The organism is Vibrio sp. L3-7 (assembly GCF_963898195.1).
In the GTDB taxonomy this organism is placed as follows: Bacteria; Pseudomonadota; Gammaproteobacteria; order Enterobacterales; family Vibrionaceae; genus Vibrio; species Vibrio echinoideorum.
In genome coordinates this window covers 257,620-277,864 of sequence record NZ_CAWQUW010000012.1, presented here as the reverse complement: position 1 = coordinate 277,864, position 20,245 = coordinate 257,620, and the positions used below count along the sequence as shown (strand labels likewise).

Here is a 20,245-nt window from a genome sequence, read left to right as displayed (position 1 = left end):
AGTCATTAGTTAAACAGACCCTAACTATCCAGCTATCGAATTGGCCTGATTCATCGAGTCAGGCCAACATCAAAACTCAATCAAGCTCAATCAAATATAGATTTCAAAGACTGAGCGCCCAGTAAGTGATTTAACCCATTTTTGAAAACATGTTATTTGAGCGTGTTTTCAAAACCGAGCTAGAACACTGAGCTTTCAATAGGAGTGGTTATGTACCAGCAACGGATTGTTATAGATGGATTGCAATACTGCAATTGGAACAGAGAATATTTCCAAACACTAAAGGCGAGCGGCATTACAGCAGTTCACGCTACCGCGGTTTACCACGAGACAGCTCGTGAAACCTTATCTCGTTTTGCTGAGTGGAACTTAAGATTCGAGCAGAATGCAGACATTATTATGCCGATACATTCAATGGCTGATGTTGAAACTGCAAAAGCGACAGGCAAAGTCGGCATTTTTCTAGGTGCTCAAAACTGTTCGCCAATCGATGATGAGATTGGTCTTATCGAAGTGATGCGTCAGCAGGGTCTTTTGATCATGCAGCTGACGTACAACAACCAGAGCTTATTGGCGACGGGTTGTTATGAGCAGAACGACACAGGTATCACGCGCTTTGGTAAGCAAGCTATCGAAGAGATGAACCGAGTAGGTATGATCATCGATATGTCTCATAGTGCTGAACGTTCAACACTTGAGGCGATAGACCTATCTTCTCGCCCTATTTGTATCAGCCACGCGAATCCGACGTTTGCACATGATGCACTGCGTAATAAATCAAACGATGTGATTAAGGCTCTAACCGCACGCGGTGGCTTAATCGGATTCAGCTTATACCCATTCCACCTACCAAACGGCAGCCAATGTACCTTGGAAGATTTCTGCCAAATGGTTGCAACTACGGCTGACATGGTCGGCGTAGAACACCTAGGTATTGGCAGTGACCTATGCTTAAACCAACCTCAAGCCGTTCTTGAGTGGATGCGAAATGGTCGCTGGTCGAAGGCTATGGACTACGGTGAAGGCTCTGCGAATAACTCAGGTTGGCCAGATTCACTGCCTTGGTTCTGTGGGAGTTCTGGTATGGAAAATATCTATAACGGATTGATGCGTCACGGTTTCAGTGAGTCTGAAGCCGGGCAAGTATTAGGCGATAACTGGTTTAACTTTTTGAAAGACGGCTTAGAGCCTCAAAGCAAAAAGTAACCGCTTTTTTGAACAGCATTGAAAAGAATATCAATTATACAAAAGGAACAATGGTCTATTTCGCAACGCGGTAACCCAAACATGGATTAGCCTGCCCAACACAAAAACAATAGGGCAGGTGTTAAATACACCTCTTGTGGTCATCATTTTAATGACGGCTGCAAAGAAACCTCTGGAGTCAGAGTATGTCTGATTTAACCAATAGCGTGAAATCTTCAAATGTAAATGCGGGTCAAGCAAACACAGCAAGTAATAAAACAAGTAAAAATACACAGTCTGAGTCTGCCTCAGATAAATTAGGACTAACTAACCCAGCGCTTTGGTACAGCGGCGGCTTTATTGCTCTGTTTGTAGCACTTGCTTTGTTTGATGGCGAGCTGTTGTCTACCCTAGTAAATACCGGCTTTGCATGGTCTGTAAAAGTGTTCGGCCCATATTGGCAAATGCTTCTTCTTCTGACTTTTCTTATTGGTCTTGGCCTAGCGGCAGGGCGAACAGGCAAGGTTATCCTAGGTGGCATCGATAAGCCTGAGATGGATGGCTTCCGCTGGATGGCGATCATCTTTTGTACGTTACTGGCGGGTGGCGGTGTGTTTTGGGCGGCAGCAGAGCCTATCGCACACTATGTGAGTCCTCCACCGTTGTATGGCGCACAAGAAAACGCACAACAAGGCGCAGTAAATGCATTATCACAATCGTTTATGCACTGGGGTTTTCTTGCATGGGCAATCGTTGGTAGCTTAACGTCTATTGTGGTTATGCACCTTCACTACGACAAAGGCTTGCCTCTTAAGCCTCGTATTTTGCTATACCCAGTTTTAGGCGAAAGAGCGCTGAAAGGTCATACTGGCGCACTGATTGATGCATGTTGTATTGTTGCAGTAGCAGCGGGCACCATCGGTCCGATCGGTTTCTTGGGCTTGCAAGTGAGTTACGCATTGAACGAACTGTTTGGTATCCCAGATGGCTTCACGACACAGCTGATCATCATCTTGTTCGCTATCGTTCTTTACACATTGTCTGCATTAAGTGGTCTTAACCGCGGAATGCAAATGCTAAGCCGTTACAACGTAATTTTAGCAATGGCATTGATGGTCTACATTCTGATCTTTGGTCCAACGAACTTCATCTTCAATGGCTACATCCAAGGTGTAGGCAGCATGATTGACAACTTCATCCCAATGGCGACTTACCGTGGTGACGAAGGTTGGTTGAGCTGGTGGACAGTGTTCTTCTGGGGCTGGTTCCTAGGTTACGGACCAATGATGGCAATCTTCATTGCTCGAATTTCACGCGGTCGTAGTATTCGTCAGTTGGTGACAACCATTAGTATTGTTGCTCCGTTTGTTACTTGTTTTTGGTTCACGATTGTTGGTGGTTCAGGTCTGGCATTTGAAATCGCAGATCCGGGCAGTGTAAGTAAAGCATTTGAAGGTTTTAACTTACCAGGCGCTCTACTGGCGGTAACTCAACAGCTACCAATGCCAATGCTTACGTCTATCTTGTTCTTGATTCTGACGACGATCTTTATCGTGACGACAGGTGACTCAATGACTTACACCATCAGTGTTGTTGTGAGTGGTGAGACAGAACCCAATGCAATTATTCGTACTTTCTGGGGTGTGATGATGGGGGTAACAGCTTTAATTCTGATTTCCCTTGGTTCAGGCGGAATTTCTGCGCTGCAATCGTTCATTGTTATCACTGCGGTACCTGTTTCCTTAATCTTACTTCCTTCACTTTGGAATGCGCCTCAAATCGCAATCAAGATGGCAAAAGAACAAGGTCTATAGAAAGCAAGAACGACCAAATGCGGGCCTTGTAATTAAGGCCCGCAAGAAATCCGCAAGTCAGTAAAACCTGTACCGGTGAAGATACACCGGACGGCAAAGTATTTAGGTCAATCGATCTAGTCAGGACAAATAATAAGGGGCGAGATCGCTTGCCTCAATAACTATCAAAAACGTGAAAGCTAACCAGCATACTGTTACAACGAATGCTTCAAATGATGGCAACGATCGGTTCTGAATGGCTAGCAAAATCCTATAACTATAAGGTGGTGAGCAAAATGGATGCACATCGTTCTACCTACACTGAATCAGCATTACGTGACGCAACCGTCGTCATGGCACCGGAAAGGCTAGGTGCGATGCACCAAACACGCATCAGCTTCGTGAGAACTCTGATTCGTAAAATGGCGCAGCAAGAATGGAAAGTGACGAAACATGAGTGGCAATTAGACGCTCAAGGTTTTGGTCATGTTATCTATAAGCTAGCGACGCCAAACCATGTTTATCATTTGGTTGTTTTTTGCGATGAAATTGCAGACGACGAACGAAATGACCGTGTCATTGCTGAAAAGTGGGACGTAACGTTTGCGCTTGTTCTTGGTGATGTTGATGTCACCTTACTTGAAAGACTTCGTGCGAATGTACCGCTTCAAGAGGCTGGCCGTAATCCAAATAACGTACTTGTTTTAGCGCGTGCTAACAAAAGTGTACGTGTGTTTGAACACATCGTGAGTCACTTGGCGAAAGGTGTTCAACCAACGCTCAAAGAACTGGCTGAAGTGGGCTACATTCTACGAACCACTGCCGTTTATGGTAATGGAAAATTTGGTATTGCTGACTTTAAAATCTTAGAGAAAAATGAAGATTTTAACCAGTCGTTCAGTGCGCAAATGTGTGCAGTTTATATGCTGCGTGAGTTCAGCCTAGATTGGGTTCATTACTTAGCCGAACAACAGGGCGGTGAACAAGCGATTTCCTTGCATAGAGGATTACAACGTTACCTTGGTGTTGGTAATGCGACGGGTTTAGGTATGGCGCCATACCTCATTAACCACCCTAGTATTGTCGATCAGTGGATGACAACCCGTGAACATGCATTGGCGGACGTGTTGGCTAGTCAGACTGATATGGCGTTGATCGAGCCACTGCGTACATTAGTTAAAAAAGCGATTTGTCATTTAGAACAAGTCGTTACCATCAATGAAAATCAGCAAGGGCTGAATAAAGCCGCTGTTGATGATTTGAAGTACACAGAACAATCATTAGAAGCTTCTGTCAGCCTGTGCGATACATGGGCGCAGCTAGTCGAACAATCTAAGCAAATGAGTATGGAAGCCCAAGAAATCCTTATCTCATGCTTGATGGAATTGTACCCAGAATTAGTGGACGCCCATCAAGAGCAAATGAATTGCAGCGAAACACTGTCGCTTCCTAGCGGCAAAAAGATTCAAGATCTTCTTGTTGTACTAGAAGAAAAGTACCGTTGGGCGATCACGACCGACTTTACGAAAGCAGAAAACAACTACTGGTTCTGGTATCGATCTCAAGACAAAGAAGAGCCAAGACTCGGTGTTCGAGGTGAAGAGCTGGGTGAAGAGCGTGAACTGCCGTTGGATATCGGCCGTCAAGCTTACCGTTTGTACCATGCTTTATTACAATTTGCGCCTGGGCTTTCATTGGCTGAATTCCTTGTTAAACAGCCGCAGCATCGTGCGATTGCACGCCGTGTATGGACGTTGGGTAACAAAGCGATGGGCGATATTCAAATGAATGTGCTGCATCAAGATTCGCCGCCAATGCACTTGCTGCGTTGCAAGCTAGCGATGTTTGGTGCAACTAAGTTTGATCCTCGTTCAGATCGTTGGGTGCGAGTGACGTTTTTCCAAGGTGCGCCACTGCTTGATGAAATTCATCAGGGTGAATGGGTGTTCCCAATATTACCAAGTGAAGCGGAGCTCGCTGACTCACAAAAAGCTACTACACATATCAACGCTCAACATGGAGGTAAATCGTTATGATCGTTTCTCACAATGAACTGGTAGCGGCCGTCAATAAAGCCTTTCTGGGTATGCGTCGTACATGTGGTGAAGCTGATGTGATAGCGAACATGGTGGCAGATTTACAAATGGTCGGTTTGGATGGAGTTCGTCATTTTAACAATGCGAGCAACTTTATGGGTCTTGAAGACGATTGCCCTGTAGACATTCAAGTGAGCAGCGATAATACCGTTGAAGTTGACCTACACAAGGCGAGCTTAGCCTGTCATCTTCCTGTGATTATGGACTATTCGATTGAAAAAATGGTTGGTAAGAAGACGCTGAAAATTGAGCTAAATAACTGCCACAACCGTTGGTTGGCGTATAGCGAGCTTGTAAAACTGGCTGCGAAAGGTATCGCGTGCATGGCACGTTGGGATAACGGCTCTAACCCTAAGAGCACTTTGTATGTTCTTAACCGTGGTTGCGTTGCTCCAGAACTGTTTTTATCAGATTTGCCACTGGCATCGGACGAACATATCCACAATATGACCATCGAACTTTCCGTCCAGGATTTCGATATCGAACGTTTGTCAGATGGTTACCAAACACACATTGAATCGGACGCGCTTTTTAAAACTCAAGAGAAAGCGTGGAACGATGGCATTGAAGTTGATGATGGAGAGTGGGGCGCGTTGAAAGAGACTGCGACGGCTATCCTTGTTGAAAGTAGCCAACGTTCGACTCAAGGTGCAGGTGAATTAACGGCTTCGTAGTCGCTAGATTCACTAAATTTGATAGATTTATTAGAAAGAATAGATTCTCGATAGATTAACGACAAATAACCCAGTTAGTTTATCAATACAGATAAAACCAAGAGCTTAACGTATCCTCACTTCGTTAAGCTCTTTTTATTTGCCTCTCGCTTTTGGTTTGCTTCACTTTATTCTTTCGATCTCTCGTTAGATAAATCCCTTCTAAACGGACTGTTTTGACACATGTTGTTACCCGATGAGGGGTAATTGAACAATTAAACGAAGCACCTTCACATTCATGTTAAACAAACGGTTTCATTTACAAGCCACTATGCGTATCTTGCTAATTAAAGGTGCCAAAGGGCGCCGTTTTTATTCGTACCGACGACTTTAGAATCAGATAAAAAGGAATGAAGCGTGCAAGCTAACTTTATTGATGGAACCACCCTGTATCGTCAGCACTCTTTTGAGCTGCCACTCGATTACCAAGCCAAAGATGGACAACAGATCCAAGTCTTCGCACGTGAACTGGTTGATGTTACAAAAGATGCACAAGAACTGCCGTGGTTGATCTATTTTCAAGGTGGGCCAGGCTTTCCTTCTCCACGAGTAAGCGGTCAATCAGGCTGGCTAAAGCGTGCATTGCAAAACTATCGTGTTCTGCTTCTTGACCAACGCGGCACAGGCAACAGCACAGTGATTAGCCATGAAACTTTGGCGCATCTGTCCCCAGAGCAACAAGTCGAATATTTAACGCATTTCAGAGCGGATAACATTGTTCGTGACGCCGAAGCGATTCGTGAGCAATTCGGTGTTAAGCAATGGTCGACGATTGGCCAAAGCTTTGGTGGCTTCTGTACATTGAGCTATTTGTCACTGTTCCCACAAAGCCTACAGCGCTGCTATGTAACGGGCGGCATTCCGTCTATTGAGCGTGAAGCTGATGATGTATATCGTGCGACTTACAAGCGTGTAGAAGATAAAAATAGGGCTTTCTTTGCTCAGTTCCCACAAGCGCAAGCCATGTGTCGTGAAATCTCTGATTACTTGCTTAACAATGATGTGAGGCTGCCAAACGGTCAGGTGTTTACAGTTGAACAGTTCCAGTTGATCGGCATTAACCTTGGTGGCGGCGAAGCAAACCTTCCGATGTACTTCACGCTAGAGAGTGCGTTTGTTGAAGTTAATGGTAACACGCAGTTGAGCTACAGTTTCTTAAATCAAATGCAGCAAGAGCAGGGTTACCTAACGAATCCAATCTACGCAATTTTGCATGAATCGATTTACTGCCAAGGTACAGCATCACAATGGTCGGCTCACAGAGTTCGTGAACAGTACCCACACTTTAACTATCAATCGGGTAGTGAGTTCTGGTTTACCGGAGAGATGGTCTACCCATGGATGTTTGATCAACTAGAGACGTTGAAGCCATTGCGCGAAGCGGCGAATCTTTTGGCTGAGAAATCGGATTGGGGCAAGTTGTATAATGCAGAACAGTTGAGCAAGAACACGGTGCCAATGGCATGTGCGGTTTACGCTGATGATATGTACGTAGAACTGGATTACAGCCGTGAAACACTGGCGAATATTCCAAATTCAAAAGCGTGGATTACCAACGAGTATGAACACAATGGCTTGAGAGTCGATGGCGAAAGAATTGTAGATAGATTAATGACGATGGTTGAAGCGTTAGAAAACCTGCCAAAATAATTAGGCGATTTACGTTAGAAGCTATCTACGTTAAAAAGTTGTCTACGTAAAAAGCTATGTACGTTAGAGGGCATCTGCGTTAAAGGCTATCTATGTTAGAAATAAGGTACGCCAGAAACAAGAAAACGCTGCATCCGTGCAGCGTTTTTTTTATGTCATCGAACTGTGTTTTACTAGCCGTGATGTTAGGAACTGCAGCTAACTGAAACGATAGAGTTTAAGAACCGGGAGGGATAGTTCCTAAATTCATTAAGGTTGGATGACGATATCTTGAGTTTCTGTGGTAGTTAAGCTGGCGCGGTTTTGTTTGATAAGTTGAGCCGCATAAGAAGGACTCACAGCTTGAACTTCGCCTTTTGATCGAATCGTTAATGCTTCCCACGCATGGTCACGGTATTTGCCTGTTTGTGTATATTCAATAAGTACTCTCATGATTCTTCCATTCGGTGTGTGGTTAACGTGCTACTAACATTAGCGGCTTTGTGTTGGTTGCACACCTGTTAAATATGAAACATAAGATTAACCAAATGAGAATGTGTGTAACTTGAAAAACAGAAGGAATTGCACATATAACAAACAGTGGATATAAAAAAACGCTGCACAGTGGCAGCGTTAAAATAGAGATAAGTTGAAAAGCGATCAGCTGTTTTCTAAACCAACGATCTTACGCGCGGACATCACCGCACTATCTAAATCGGTCAATCTACCAGCACTCGCAGGACCAAGAACTGATGAATACAAAGCCAACTGCTTCTCAAATGATAAATCTAATTGGTTATATAGATTTTGGCGGATTTGAGCGTGTTGCTGTGGCTTTGCGCTCGACAGGCCTTCCAACGTATCGTAGATGAGTGTAGTTGTATCCATATCTGTCCTTAGTACACCTTTATAAAATTTTGTATATTATGCACTTGGTGTCATCTTTGTTCTGCGAGATTGATCGCATTATGTGCAGCTCTGCTTAATTGTGTAATCAGTTGGTTATAATTGTGTTGTTTTGATGATGTTAACTATGAAATCAACATAAAGAAAAGGAGGCTCATTGGCCTCCTTTTAAAGGGTGATAGATAGCGGTTATCTAATGTTAATCGAGTTATCTCTGCGGTCATACATGTCTGGTGTGGTATGTAAGCCGCCAGCGTAACCTGCAGCTTCCAGTGTTTCTCTTACCTCTCTAACATGTTCCGCGGTTACTGGCTCCTCTCTATCCCCAAGGTGCAATCGTACGAAGGTGATCAACTCTGCCAAGCGTTTATCCGACAGGACATCTTCAAAACTTGCCATCGGCATGAAGTTTCTGTCTTTGTCGAGATAAGTGGGTTGTAGGCCGCGCACGGTTACCGCGATGGTGTTGAACGGGTCGCTGTGCATGATGATGCCATTATTCAGCAGTGTAGGTGCGATGGGATCTCGCCCTTTACCATCGTCACCATGACAAGCACCACACGTTTGGCGGTAAGTGGTGTAAATGTCAGTCGCATAAGCGTCTTCATCAAACCCTTTAGGCTGCAACGGAACAGCGTCACTGCTGATGGTGTTGTTGATGTCACCACTGAGTAGGTAATAGGACATCGACTCGACATCTTCACGAGTCATCAAGCTCAGGCTGTTTTTCACTACGTCTGCCATACCCGCAAAAGCAGTCCCTTTGTCTGAGTGACCGGTATGTAAGAAGTCGGTGAGTGTTGTTTCGTCCCAACCGTCGATATACAGCTCATTGGCCGTGATATCAGGCGCGTTCCAACCGTCGATCAAGTTACCTTGGAAAATGCGTTCAGGTATCAGCGCTTGGGCAATGTTTCGCGGCGTGTGACATTCAGAACAATGTCCAAGTCCCGCAACCCAGTATTTCCCTTGTTGCCATTTGTCGACGTTTTCGATTTCCATTTTAAGATCTTCAGGCACTTGGTAGTCAATCGGATCGGTATCCATGAACACAATATTCCACCCGAGCAACCCTAGACGAATGTTCGATGGGAACATCATGCTGTTGTCGTCATTACGTCGAGGCACCGCGGTGATTGATTGCATGTATTCCCACAAGTCGATCATGTCTTGGTCTGTGAGATACTGATATGACGTGTAGGGCATAGCTGGGTATAGATAGCCGTTCTTACCCTTGCCGGCGACTAACGCGGCTCGGAAGTCCTCAAAGTCATATGTTCCAATACCTTCCGTTGTGTGTGGCGTAATATTGGTTGAATAGACGGTGCCAAAAGGTGTCACAAAAGGAAGTCCGCCAGCAAAGGGTTCGCCACCTTCTGCACTATGACACGCGACACAGTCACCGGCATAAGCGAGGTATTCACCACGTTCAACAGACTGAGCTTCTAGGTTCGCGAGTCTTTGCTGCTGCTCTGATCCCGCATGTCGGATGTAAGCACCCAGTGCGAGTATCTCGTTTTCCGTAAGCTGTTTATCAAACGCAGGCATCAGGTTGTTCAAGCCTTTATTGATAGTGTGTTGTATCTCTTCAATACTCCCTCCGTGCAGCCAGATATCATCTGAAAGATCAGGGACGCCAATCGCCGGATTCGCGATAGAACCATCGGCGTGACAAGACGAACAGTATTTTACAAACAGCTCTTTACCGACTTTAACTTTCACCTCTGGCACATCGGTATGACGTTGATTAAGTGAGGCTAGATAATAAGAAACCTTAGCCACTTCATCGGGGCGCATTATCTCGCTCCAACCCGGCATCGCGCCGTTGCGACCCTTGGCGATCGAATGAATGATCGCTTCATCACTGCCACCGTAGAGCCACTCCTGGTCTATCAGGTTAGGGAAGTGCTTTTGTCCCTGAGCATTATCTCGGTGACAGGCCGCACAGTGAGTTTGGAACAGGATTTTACCGCTGTTAACGATCTCTGGTACTGCAGCTAATCCTTCTAAAGTGGTTTCACTAGTTTGAGAGAATTGTTCATTCAGGCTGGTGGTCGGCGAGCTGAGCTTATCGTCGCTTTGTTTCCAATCGACTAATCCTTCCCATTCCCCTAACCCAGGGTAAAGGACTAAATAGCCTGCAGACATTAAGAAGGCAACGGCATAGCTAACAAAGAGTAGTTTTGGCGGTGGCGCATCCTTTTCTTCAATCCCATCAAAAGTGCCAAGGGTGTGGTCTTGATCGGCCTGGTGATTGCTACGCCAATATTTAACGACAACGGACACCATAAGAACGAAAAAAATTAGAGTTAAAATTACCGCCCATAGATTCCAGAATGTACTCATTGTGATACCTCCTGTGACGTATCTTTACCAAGGCTTTGTAAGTAGCGAATCAGAGCTTCACCTTTGGTTTTTCCTCTCACCTGTAATCTAGCGTCACCAATTTCTTGATCGGTATAAGGCACACCTAAGGTACGTAAAACCTCCATTTTGGCGCTGATATCATCGCCTGTAAGCGTTTGCTCAAACAGCCATGGGTAAGAGGGCATGATCGATGTAGGTATGACTTTTCGCGGGTCAATTAGGTGAATAACATGCCACTGGTCAGAATACTTTCTACCAAGGTTAGTTAGGTCAGGCCCCGTACGTTTAGAACCCCACAAGTTGGGAAACTCATAGATATCGTCTGCTTCTTTGTTCGGACGACCATTACGTTTCACTTCTGGTTCTAGAGGGCGAACCATTTGTGTATGACACACATGACAGCCTTCACTGATGTAGATGTCTCGTCCTGCCAACTCAATAGGTGTGAGTGGCATCGCTAAGCTGCCCTTGGCAATATCGTCTCCACGGACAATGCTTGGCACTACCCAAACCAACAGAGAGAAAGAAGCAACGACAACGGTGGTCAAAATTAAAATGACGATTGAATGTGTAAAGTCTTTACTCATCATTTAAGCTCCCTGATTAACGGCATGTTTAGCGTCATGTACGACTGGCATACGAACCGTTTTGAACAAATTAAATGCCATAAGGAATAAGCCCAGAACAAACAATGCACCGCCAAAGAATCGTAAGAACAACCAAGGTGCTTTAAAGTCCATAGCTTCAACAAAACTGTAAATCAGTTCACCATTTTCATTTTGAGCGAGCCACATATAACCCTCGCCGATGCCTGCGACCCAAAGTGCTATCGCATAAATAGCGACACCAGCATGAGCAAGCCAAAAGTGCCATTTAATCAGTCGTCGTGACCAAAGATCGGTTTGGCCCCATAAGCGTGGAATGAAATAGTAAAAAACCGCTATCCCTGACATTCCCACCCATCCGAGTGCTGCGGAATGCACGTGACCGATGATCCATTCGGTGTTGTGTGCCACCATGTTGAACCAGCGAATAGCGAGTAGGGGACCTTCGAATGTCGCCAAGCAGTAGTAAAGAATCGCTGAGAAAAAGAATAAAAGAATGTAGTCGGACTTCAGCTTTTCTTTGTTTTGAAGCAGGGTCATTGCGCTATTGAACGCACCTGCCCAGGAAGGGAGCCACAATATCAATGACATCACGATTCCGATGTTCTGAATCCAGATGGGAACGGAAGAGTAAACTAAGTGATGCGTTCCGGCCCACGTGTAAAAGCCGACCAAGCCCCAGAAATGGATCACAGACAAGCGGTAGGAATAGATAGGTCGATCTGCCGCTTTAGGTATGAAATAGTAGTTCATACCAATCACACCAGCTGTTAGCAAGAAACCGACGGCATTATGTCCCCACCACCACTGAACAATCGCATCTTGAGCCCCCGCAAATACAGAGTAAGACTTCATTGCCGAGACCGGCATCGCGAGGTTGTTCACAATGAAAATCATGGCAACAACGATGATGAAAGCAGCAAAGAACCAGTTAGCCACGAAGATATGGCTCACTTTCCGCTTGGCAAGGGTGCCAAAAAACAACACCGCATACAGCACCCAAACCAACACAATCATTAAGTCGATTGGCCATTCAAGCTCCGCATACTCTTTTGAACTGGTGTGGCCCGCGGGTAAGGAGACGACCGCGAGCAACAAAATGAATTGCCAACCCCAAAATACCATCCACGACAGGCTTTTATTGAACAGCTCACAATGACCAGTTCGTTGGGCAATGTAGAGTGACGTTCCCATGAGAATATTGACCACGAACCCGTAAATTACGCCTGAAGTGTGCAGTGGACGAAGACGGCCAAATTGAAAGTATTGAGAATCGAAATTGAGGACTGGCCAATACAACTGGGCGGCGAGGATCACGCCGATGATCATACCTACAATAGCCCAAATCAAAGACGCGATGATAAAGTATCTCACGACCTTAATGTTGTACTGCGTTGTCACTTGTTCCATAACAAGGCTCCTTGCCTAAAGTTTTGAATCGTCGTCTAGTTGTTCTTTAATACTGGTCTGTGCATCTTTATTGAGATTCGTGGCCTAGTTGAGAGTCTTTATCCATCTGTGCCTCGAGACCTAATTGAGAGTAGAAATACGAAATATCTCGGATGTCTTGATCGGAAAGCGTGTCGGCTTGTTGCTGCATAAGTATCGCCAAACCGCTGGTTCTTTCTCTGGTTTGGTAATCTTTTAAAGAAGAAATGAGATAACCGACCTTCTGACCTCGAAGGTTAGGGTAGGGATCTTGTGTCGAGATACCATCTTCGCCATGACAGGTCATGCATACCTTGGCTTTTTGTTTACCTAATTCGAATTTTTCATTATCGACTTCTGCATAAACTGGATGCGTTACGAGCGTCATTAAAAGGACGGAAAGTGCGGTTATGGGGTTAAACTTGTGTGTATTTAAACTCATTACTGGTTCCCTTGGTTCTAAAGTTAACAAGCGATTCTTGGTTTAAGAACGGTGTTGCTTGGCTGTGACAACCTGAACGAAAGCTATTGGAAAGGCTCAAAATATAGATTCGTTCGATTAAAGGTTATGCAGCGTTGAGTATTCCCGCTACTTGTTGAGCCATATTTATTATCAAATTTATAACTTGATACGTATTTACCTGGTCAATTGGATTACTTACCGGGTTCGAAAAGTAGTGTTTTGATAATAAACATCGTTAAACAGAGAGTGTTTGAAGGGTAAGAAACGTCGCACTGCGGATTTGAATACGGTGTTGATGAAAAAGCTGAGGAGAGTCTTTAATTAATGTGAAAGCTATACGATTAACATTAAAGCTATTTGATTAACGTGACAGCTATATGATTAGCGTGAAAGCTATGTGATTGAAAAATTAGCTAATAGCGAGGCAAGTCAAATGCTCAATATAGGCTAGACTGAATTTAGTGACCTTTTTAAATGGAGTTTAGAATGAGAACTGTACTTTTGTTTGCCTTCTCTCTTTTTTCGTTTTCCAATTTTGCCGCCTCAGAGTTAACGGTTTTCGATCACTTAGGTCAAAAACATGAGTTAAGCAGGGATCAGCTTCTTTTAATGCCTCAAAAAGAAATCACCACTTCGCTACCTTGGGTTGATGGTAAGTCGGTTTACAGTGGTGTGACGTTACAAACGATTCTTGAAACCATTGATTTACCAATATCGTCGCAAGTGACGTTTGTGGCATTGAACGATTATAAAATTGCCGTACCTAAAGAAGATTTTGACGATTACCATCCGATTATCGCTATCAAACAAAATGGTGAGTTTATGTCAGTAAGAGATAAAGGTCCTTATTGGTTGATCTATCCACTTTCTTCAAATCCAAGCATCAACAATACGGATTTCCATGCCAAGATGATTTGGCAGATAAGAGATATTCATCTGTAGAGGTTTGACTATGAAAAAGCTGTTGTCTTTGGCGGCCATTAAAGTCGTTATTTTGTTTTTATCGGTGGCCGCTCTTACTATTAATATTTACAGTGTTACTCGGATAAATGATATCAATAAAAGCTTCTCCAATAGGCAGAACGAAGCAACATGGTTTGTTTTTCAATTAGTTAAAGAATACGCCAACTTCTTGATGGTCAGCCAATCTAACAAGATAGATTACGATGAATTGTGGTTAGCTTACGACATCACTTGGAGTCGTTTTGATATTTTAATAAACAGCACTGAATCGTCTAACTTCATTAAGTCAGCCAACTTTAGACCTTACTTTACAACAGAGTTTGAAAAGTTTAAGGCGTTAGAGTCTTCAATTAAGCTAGTCAACGAAGGTGTCCTTCCTAAAGAGTCGTTACAGAAAAAAATCGATATTTGTTATCACACGTTGGTGGGCTTTATTAATGAAAAATTTCGCCTACAAAGCCCAGTGATAGAGGAAAACACCTCCATGGTCGACAAATTGGTCATGGTTCATCAAATCAGTAGTGCGTTTCTTGTTTTAATATTGATGATGACGGGAGCCATTTTTTATATCGATTTTTCCGCTAAACGAAAACTCCGTTCGACCGATTGCATTACAGGCTTTCATAATAGAGTCTCGCTAATGAAATTTGTAAAAAATAATTACTCGAGAGACAACAACTTCGATCTGTACTTCGTGCGAATCAGAAATCTTAGCGAGATTAATCAAAAGTATGGGCTCGAATATGGCGACTTAGTCGTGAGTTCAGCCGCTAAGTCTCTTACGGCAAAGATCCCTGAAAGTGCTATTTCGTTTCGTAGTAGTGGTAGTCAGTTTTTGTTCTTTATCCCTGATCACTTACATGCGAGTGGTGAAATACAGGAGAAATTTAACGAGGTGCTCAGTGATTATATTTCGGCAGGTAATCTAGAATTGATGATTGACGCTGTAGTAAGACATAAGAAAAATATAAGTTCTAAAGACATGATGGAGTTGGTTACCACCATGCAAGGTTAATGCTCTTTCATATGAGAGCATTATTGAGTTTACCTGAGCTGTTTAGTTCATTATCCCCATTCAGCTCCATTCATTAATCGCTTTGCTCGGTTCCTCTTCGTTAAGTCGCGTTTAGGTTGAGCAATGTATCGCTCGTGTCCAATCTTTTATTTAGTCGCTTAACGTTTTTATCGACTACTTGATATCGCTTCAATTAGATTATTCGTTCGTTAGATTATTCATTCGTCTAATTTTGACCATAAGAGCCACGTCAGATTTGATTTGTTCACTTCAGACCTTATCTTGGATGAGATGGATGAGATGGATGAGATGGATGAGATGGATGAGATGGATGAGATGGATGAGATGGCGAACTCTCTGCGCTGCGTATAATAGTGTCAACCAATACGAGTTCGAAAATATGAAGCGATGTATTGAGGTTATTTTTTCTGAGTTAGAGAAACAATTCTTTCGTCAGGACTAGAATCTACAGTGGATTGAGGGTCTAAGATTTCCTGAGGATTATGGTCTCGAACAAACTCGATAAATTGAAGGTATGTTAATGGTTGGCTGAATAAGTAACCTTGTATCAAATCGCAGTTCGCCTCTTTGAGATGTCGGTATTGCTCTATTGATTCCACACCTTCACCGACAACTAAAGTGTCACAAGAATGGCCTAAGTTAATCATTGATTCGACCATCTTGCGGCCGGCTTTGTCGTTTACGATATTATCGATAAAACTCTTATCCACCTTTAACTCATCCACAGGGTAGTGGAGAAGTTGATTAAATGCGGTGTAACCAGTACCAAAATCGTCGAGGGACACTTTTAGTCCTAAGCTTCTGAGGCTTTCAATAGTTTGAACCGTAAGTTTCGTACTTTTGACATAACTGGTCTCGGTGATTTCGATAATAATCTTGGCCGGAGGCACTTGATATCGTTCAAGAACTTTACGAATGTTATCTGCAAAATTGCGGTTATATAACTCCATTGCTGAAATGTTGATGGATAAGGTACCTTCGTACTTGTGAACCTCTGACAGCTCTTTATAGCTCTTGATTGCGGTACTAATCACCCACATGTCGAGTTTTGAAATTAGATTACTTTTTTCAGCGACAGGAATGAATTCATCGGGTCCGGCATTAATATTAAACAAAGCAGGGCAACGGATAAGGCACTCTGCGCCATCGATGTGAAGTGTTTGGGCATTGAGAATAGGCATGAAACGGAGTTCAAAATTGTCACTTTCACAACATTCCAAAAGCCTTTTCTCGATGACATCATGTCGCTCTAATGTGTGCAATAACTCTTCGCCGTAAATAACGCGACTTTCGCCATCACTGTGAGACTTAGCATTGATCAACATCTCATCAATACATCGATGCCAAATCTCTTCAAATTTTGGTGTGTCGACAGGCAATACGCCTGTTGCGACCGAGAGCCTAAATCCATAGTAATCAAGGAAAGTGGTTCCGGTCAGTGTGTTGTTGATGTTCTCAATTTCTTCGCTTATCGATTGATGTTCATCGATTTCCAATATGGCAATAAACTGGTTTCCCCCGAGCCTTGCAAGAGAATAATCACTACAACTAAAGCCCAAAGACGATTGTTGGTTCTGTAGCGTTTCTCTCAATGCTTTAGCTAGGCTAATTAGCACATTATCACCTACTTTTGCGCCGTATAAGTCATTGATCTTTCTGAAATCGATGATATCCCAACAAACCAGGTAACAACGTGAGTTCATTGAACTTTTTAAACGCACATCAAGGTGACGTATGAACGAACGTCGGTTGGCTAACTTAGTGAGTTGATCAAACTCAGCTTCGAATTTTAATTCCGTCAACGAGTCAATGTACGCGTTCTTTAAGCCATCAATTTCACTTTGCCCAGACGACCGCTTGAAATAACGAAGCTTTAACCCACCGATAGATATCTCGTGCAATAAGCCTTTGAGGGGCCGTACAAGTTGGTATCGCACAACCAGGTGGACAATTAACATGATTATAAAGAGAGTAACTAAGCAGCCAAGTAGGGTCTGTTTGGCGATGATGGCTTTCTCATGATTAAACTTTTTCTCGCGAATGTTAACTTGAGCAATGAGATGACGGCTTGTCATCTGTACATTGATGCTTTCGTTAGTTTGTTCAATGGACTTGATGACGAACTGAGTATTTTCGATGTTGGCAACGTCTGATGAAGGTTCAATCAATAGCTGCATATTGTCATCATCGTTGTATTTGATTAACAAGCTAGAGAGTTGCTTTAAGGGCCCGTCGGCAATCAATATGTACCGGTTTAAACTGTTATTTGCACGTTTATCCTGAGGGAGTAAATAAGGATCAATTGCAGCAACATAAGCGTACCTAAGCTCACCACTGACTGAGATATAAGAAAAACCTTCGTTTGATAGTTCGTTCTTATTTATCAATGAAGTATATATGTCGAAGATTTTTTCATAAATATTATCGGGAATTTTTAACCCTTCGAAAGGGTCGGCTCTTAATGTAGACAGTGTTAATTTAAACTTGGGATCTATGATGTAGATATTACGTTGTCCAAATTGGCTAACGTGGTTCTGGTTTATTACGCGCAGTACTCGTTTTTCAAGGAGAGACAGGGTGGTGTAATCACCAGGGTTTTGAATGTAGCGAAGAAACTGTAACGACGACCCGATATCTTTAACTAACAAAGACAAACCGAGTTGTTCATACTCAGCAGCAACTAACGCAGTGTTAACGTCAGATTGTACTTTGTCGAGGTACATGTGTTTCGCATGGTTTGATGCGAAATTATAGGTGACCATTCCCGCTATCGTAAAGACAAATAGCAGTGTTGGTATGAGTACGAAATACAGCTTGTTCAATACTGGCATCAATTATCTCAGGCTGTCGACAATACGGTTACGAATTTGAATGCTATTAGGTTCTAATTGTTTATAGAGGTAGCTGCGATCTAATATCTCTTTACTAGGAAAAAGTTCAGGGTCATTTTGATACTCTTGAGAGGTCAGCTCTTTTGCTTTTGTACTAGGGGTTGCAAACCATGAATCCATCGCGTTTTGAGCGGCGATATTGGGTTGAGATAAGAATGTCATTATTGTGGTGGCTTGTGAAGATAAGGCTCCGTTGTTAATTGCTGCGATACACTCTAGCCACAAAGTTGTTCCTTCTTGAGGCACGACATATGCCCAAGATGAACCATGATCGGCATCATTGAGTGCATAGCTATCGCCTGAATAACCGTAGGCGAGGTCAATGTTTAAGAGGCGTTCAGGCTGGTGTATGTAGTCGATAACGTATTCGTTGCTTTCAAGATGCGGCTTTTGTGTTTGTAGGGTTTTATACGCAACGCGCAGTTCTTGTTCGTTGTTCGTGAATGGATCAAATTGATGTGCCAACAGTGCAGTACTTACTAAATCTGTTGGTTCGTAATACATACTTATTTTGCCACTGGCTTTTGTGTCGGGATCAAGAATGGCATTCCAAGATTCGGGAGTAGCAACTTTATCGCTTCGATACAAGATACCTGATGTCCCCCAAGCATAAGGGATACCGTAATCTCCACATCCATCAACCCATCTAGAATCAAAGTTTCCTGCAATGGATTGTTGCAAGTCTTGGAGGTTGTGGAATAGATTTTGTTCGGCTAACGCTTTAAGTTTTACACTTTCTACAATAACTAGTTCAAAAGCGCCTCGACGTTCGCTCAACAAAACTTCATCTCTTATTGACTCATCAGAGAAGTACTGTTGTTTCAGCGAAATATCGTAAGTATCGCGTAACTGAGTAATAACACGATCAGATAAAAACTCATCCCAATTGTAGAGATAAATTTCATGGGTTTGGCTAAGTGCAGAGCCAGTTAAAAAGGATGATGACGCAACAATTGAAACATAGAATGTTTTCACTGACGGATTCCTTTCGTACTGTGATTAATTAAATCGTAGCCCAATTCTTGAGACATAGTTCAAATTTAGGCCTCTTATTTTAGTACAACCTAATGCATTGCACGTGAACAACAATTTTCTGACTCCAAATAAGCGAGTTATTGAGCCTTGGTCAAAAGCTCACTAAGCTAAATCGTGGTTTGATAATCTAAATATTGAAAAGCTTATTATTAGGAAGTCTCGCACCTAACAAGACTGATGAAAACGTGTTGTCTGTCTGATTCTCTTCGTATCTAAACATTAACACTTAACCAATAAAACCCAGACTCTAATAATTATGCAATAATAATGCATTAATTTTTACAATAAGGATATTGATTTATGGATGCAGGTTTAGTCGGAATTTTTGTTACCGTGGCGATTGCTCACTTTCTAGCGCTGTTGAGTCCCGGGCCTGACTTTGTGATAGTGGTGAAGAGTGCCGTTCGAAATAAGGGAAGAAAAGCATTAGGTGTTGCATTCGGTATTGCCAGTGCGAATGCGGTTTATATTGCTTTGTGCTTGGTTGGAGTAGGGTCGATTCTAGCGGCATCCGTTTCCGTTATGATTGCTCTGAAAATTGTTGGTGGATTGTTTCTTGTCTATCTTGCTGTTCAAGCAATAAGAGCGAAGAAATGTAATTACAACAATATAGATGTGGTACCAGAAAATGCATCGAGCCAAACGACTTTCCTAAAGGAGTTCATCACTGGTTTCTTATCAGGAGCCCTCAACCCCAAAAATCTCTTGTTCTATTTAAGCTTATTCACAGTGGTATTGAATAATGATGTAAGCTTTATGTTCAAGCTCGGACTGGGAGTTTGGATGACGGTGGTTGTATTTGTCTGGGATGCAGCAATCATATTCCTTTTATCGGCACCTAAAGTTCGTCGAGAGTTTACGCGTGTTGCTTACTATATTGATAAAGTGACAGGAGTAATGTTGGGACTGCTTGGCTTGACCATTGTGAAATCTGCTCTGGTACGTCAGTAGAGTCATCATTACTGAGTAACCTACGTTTGTGGCACGATACAATGCCTATGTGCTGCGAACGTGTGCTTGTTTCCTACAAGGCTGATAAGTTTTATCTTTTGTCTGCCCTATATTCAACCTTCTATTTAATCCACCAATTCTTTTCATAACTCTTTGTTTATCATTCCTTACTTCTTAAATAAGG

General features: G+C 43.1%; 16 protein-coding genes. 8 read left to right on the top strand and 8 right to left on the bottom strand.

The genetic code is table 11. The annotated features are described in order from the left end of the window. Positions 1-210 precede the first annotated feature (210 nt). From AACW75_RS11090 to AACW75_RS11070, 5 genes are all read left to right on the top strand, one after another. Positions 211-1,206, top strand: coding sequence for a membrane dipeptidase (locus AACW75_RS11090; RefSeq protein ID WP_029224917.1), 996 nt, complete (start codon positions 211-213; stop codon positions 1,204-1,206). 185 nt (positions 1,207-1,391) lie between these two features. Further along, the gene (locus AACW75_RS11085) at positions 1,392-2,999 is read left to right on the top strand and encodes a BCCT family transporter (RefSeq protein ID WP_017074003.1); all 1,608 of its coding nucleotides are present in this window, start codon (positions 1,392-1,394) and stop codon (positions 2,997-2,999) included. Positions 3,000-3,211: 212 nt separating this feature from the next. Continuing rightward, on the top strand, positions 3,212-5,014 hold the full coding sequence (locus AACW75_RS11080; RefSeq protein WP_145568698.1) for a hypothetical protein: 1,803 nt from the start codon (positions 3,212-3,214) through the stop codon (positions 5,012-5,014). Then, positions 5,011-5,748 (top strand): DUF3726 domain-containing protein, encoded by a 738-nt coding sequence (locus AACW75_RS11075; protein ID WP_145568700.1) that lies wholly within the window; start codon positions 5,011-5,013, stop codon positions 5,746-5,748. Before AACW75_RS11080 ends, AACW75_RS11075 begins: the two co-directional genes overlap by 4 nt. 396 nt (positions 5,749-6,144) lie before the next feature. Beyond that, positions 6,145-7,437 (top strand): alpha/beta fold hydrolase, encoded by a 1,293-nt coding sequence (locus AACW75_RS11070; protein WP_145568701.1) that lies wholly within the window; start codon positions 6,145-6,147, stop codon positions 7,435-7,437. 249 nt (positions 7,438-7,686) lie between these two features. Here AACW75_RS11070 and AACW75_RS11065 read toward each other — a convergent pair whose 3' ends face one another. From AACW75_RS11065 to AACW75_RS11040, 6 genes are all read right to left on the bottom strand, one after another. After that, positions 7,687-7,869, bottom strand: coding sequence for a hypothetical protein (locus AACW75_RS11065; protein ID WP_017073999.1), 183 nt, complete (start codon positions 7,867-7,869; stop codon positions 7,687-7,689). 207 nt (positions 7,870-8,076) lie between these two features. Then, a complete protein-coding gene (locus AACW75_RS11060) occupies positions 8,077-8,304 on the bottom strand; it encodes a PAS factor family protein (RefSeq protein ID WP_004730426.1) in 228 nt (75 codons plus the stop codon). A gap of 207 nt (positions 8,305-8,511) precedes the next feature. Next, positions 8,512-10,668: a cytochrome c gene (locus AACW75_RS11055; protein WP_145568703.1), complete on the bottom strand. Its 2,157-nt coding sequence runs from the start codon at positions 10,666-10,668 to the stop codon at positions 8,512-8,514. Beyond that, positions 10,665-11,279 carry a cbb3-type cytochrome c oxidase subunit II gene (locus tag AACW75_RS11050; RefSeq protein WP_054546987.1) on the bottom strand — a complete coding sequence of 205 codons (615 nt, stop codon included), beginning with the start codon at positions 11,277-11,279 and terminating at the stop codon, positions 10,665-10,667. The genes AACW75_RS11055 and AACW75_RS11050 overlap by 4 nt, the downstream gene beginning before the upstream one ends. Next, positions 11,280-12,704: a cytochrome-c oxidase, cbb3-type subunit I gene (ccoN, locus tag AACW75_RS11045; RefSeq protein WP_145568705.1), complete on the bottom strand. Its 1,425-nt coding sequence runs from the start codon at positions 12,702-12,704 to the stop codon at positions 11,280-11,282. Between the two features lie 67 nt (positions 12,705-12,771). Then, positions 12,772-13,164, bottom strand: coding sequence for a c-type cytochrome (locus tag AACW75_RS11040; protein WP_145568706.1), 393 nt, complete (start codon positions 13,162-13,164; stop codon positions 12,772-12,774). A gap of 507 nt (positions 13,165-13,671) precedes the next feature. Between AACW75_RS11040 and AACW75_RS11035 the strand changes: the two genes are divergently transcribed. Together AACW75_RS11035 and AACW75_RS11030 are read left to right on the top strand one after the other, a co-directional pair. Beyond that, positions 13,672-14,127, top strand: a complete 456-nt coding sequence (locus tag AACW75_RS11035; protein WP_145568708.1) for a hypothetical protein — start codon at positions 13,672-13,674, stop codon at positions 14,125-14,127. Positions 14,128-14,137: 10 nt separating this feature from the next. Continuing rightward, positions 14,138-15,163, top strand: a complete 1,026-nt coding sequence (locus tag AACW75_RS11030; protein WP_135456837.1) for a diguanylate cyclase domain-containing protein — start codon at positions 14,138-14,140, stop codon at positions 15,161-15,163. A 419-nt stretch (positions 15,164-15,582) separates the two neighbouring features. On the opposite strand, the gene AACW75_RS11025 is transcribed toward AACW75_RS11030, so the two are convergent. Together AACW75_RS11025 and AACW75_RS11020 are read right to left on the bottom strand one after the other, a co-directional pair. Beyond that, entirely contained in the window at positions 15,583-18,015 is a 2,433-nt protein-coding gene (locus tag AACW75_RS11025; protein ID WP_135456839.1) for a putative bifunctional diguanylate cyclase/phosphodiesterase, read from the bottom strand. Positions 18,016-18,018: 3 nt separating this feature from the next. Beyond that, positions 18,019-19,050 carry an ABC transporter substrate-binding protein gene (locus AACW75_RS11020; protein WP_145568711.1) on the bottom strand — a complete coding sequence of 344 codons (1,032 nt, stop codon included), beginning with the start codon at positions 19,048-19,050 and terminating at the stop codon, positions 18,019-18,021. A gap of 360 nt (positions 19,051-19,410) precedes the next feature. Here AACW75_RS11020 and AACW75_RS11015 point away from each other — a divergent pair, with 360 nt between their 5' ends. Beyond that, positions 19,411-20,061, top strand: coding sequence for a LysE family translocator (locus AACW75_RS11015; protein WP_017073990.1), 651 nt, complete (start codon positions 19,411-19,413; stop codon positions 20,059-20,061). The last annotated feature ends 184 nt before the right edge of the window (positions 20,062-20,245 follow it).

Coding starts and splice junctions, on each gene's coding strand:
- AACW75_RS11090 (WP_029224917.1), top strand. CDS start 211: ATGTACCAGCAACGGATTGTTATAGATGGATTGCAATACTGCAATTGG.
- AACW75_RS11085 (WP_017074003.1), top strand. CDS start 1,392: ATGTCTGATTTAACCAATAGCGTGAAATCTTCAAATGTAAATGCGGGT.
- AACW75_RS11080 (WP_145568698.1), top strand. CDS start 3,212: ATGATGGCAACGATCGGTTCTGAATGGCTAGCAAAATCCTATAACTAT.
- AACW75_RS11075 (WP_145568700.1), top strand. CDS start 5,011: ATGATCGTTTCTCACAATGAACTGGTAGCGGCCGTCAATAAAGCCTTT.
- AACW75_RS11065 (WP_017073999.1), bottom strand. CDS start 7,869: ATGAGAGTACTTATTGAATATACACAAACAGGCAAATACCGTGACCAT.
- AACW75_RS11060 (WP_004730426.1), bottom strand. CDS start 8,304: ATGGATACAACTACACTCATCTACGATACGTTGGAAGGCCTGTCGAGC.
- AACW75_RS11055 (WP_145568703.1), bottom strand. CDS start 10,668: ATGAGTACATTCTGGAATCTATGGGCGGTAATTTTAACTCTAATTTTT.
- AACW75_RS11050 (WP_054546987.1), bottom strand. CDS start 11,279: ATGATGAGTAAAGACTTTACACATTCAATCGTCATTTTAATTTTGACC.
- ccoN (WP_145568705.1), bottom strand. CDS start 12,704: ATGGAACAAGTGACAACGCAGTACAACATTAAGGTCGTGAGATACTTT.
- AACW75_RS11040 (WP_145568706.1), bottom strand. CDS start 13,164: ATGAGTTTAAATACACACAAGTTTAACCCCATAACCGCACTTTCCGTC.
- AACW75_RS11035 (WP_145568708.1), top strand. CDS start 13,672: ATGAGAACTGTACTTTTGTTTGCCTTCTCTCTTTTTTCGTTTTCCAAT.
- AACW75_RS11030 (WP_135456837.1), top strand. CDS start 14,138: ATGAAAAAGCTGTTGTCTTTGGCGGCCATTAAAGTCGTTATTTTGTTT.
- AACW75_RS11025 (WP_135456839.1), bottom strand. CDS start 18,015: ATGCCAGTATTGAACAAGCTGTATTTCGTACTCATACCAACACTGCTA.
- AACW75_RS11015 (WP_017073990.1), top strand. CDS start 19,411: ATGGATGCAGGTTTAGTCGGAATTTTTGTTACCGTGGCGATTGCTCAC.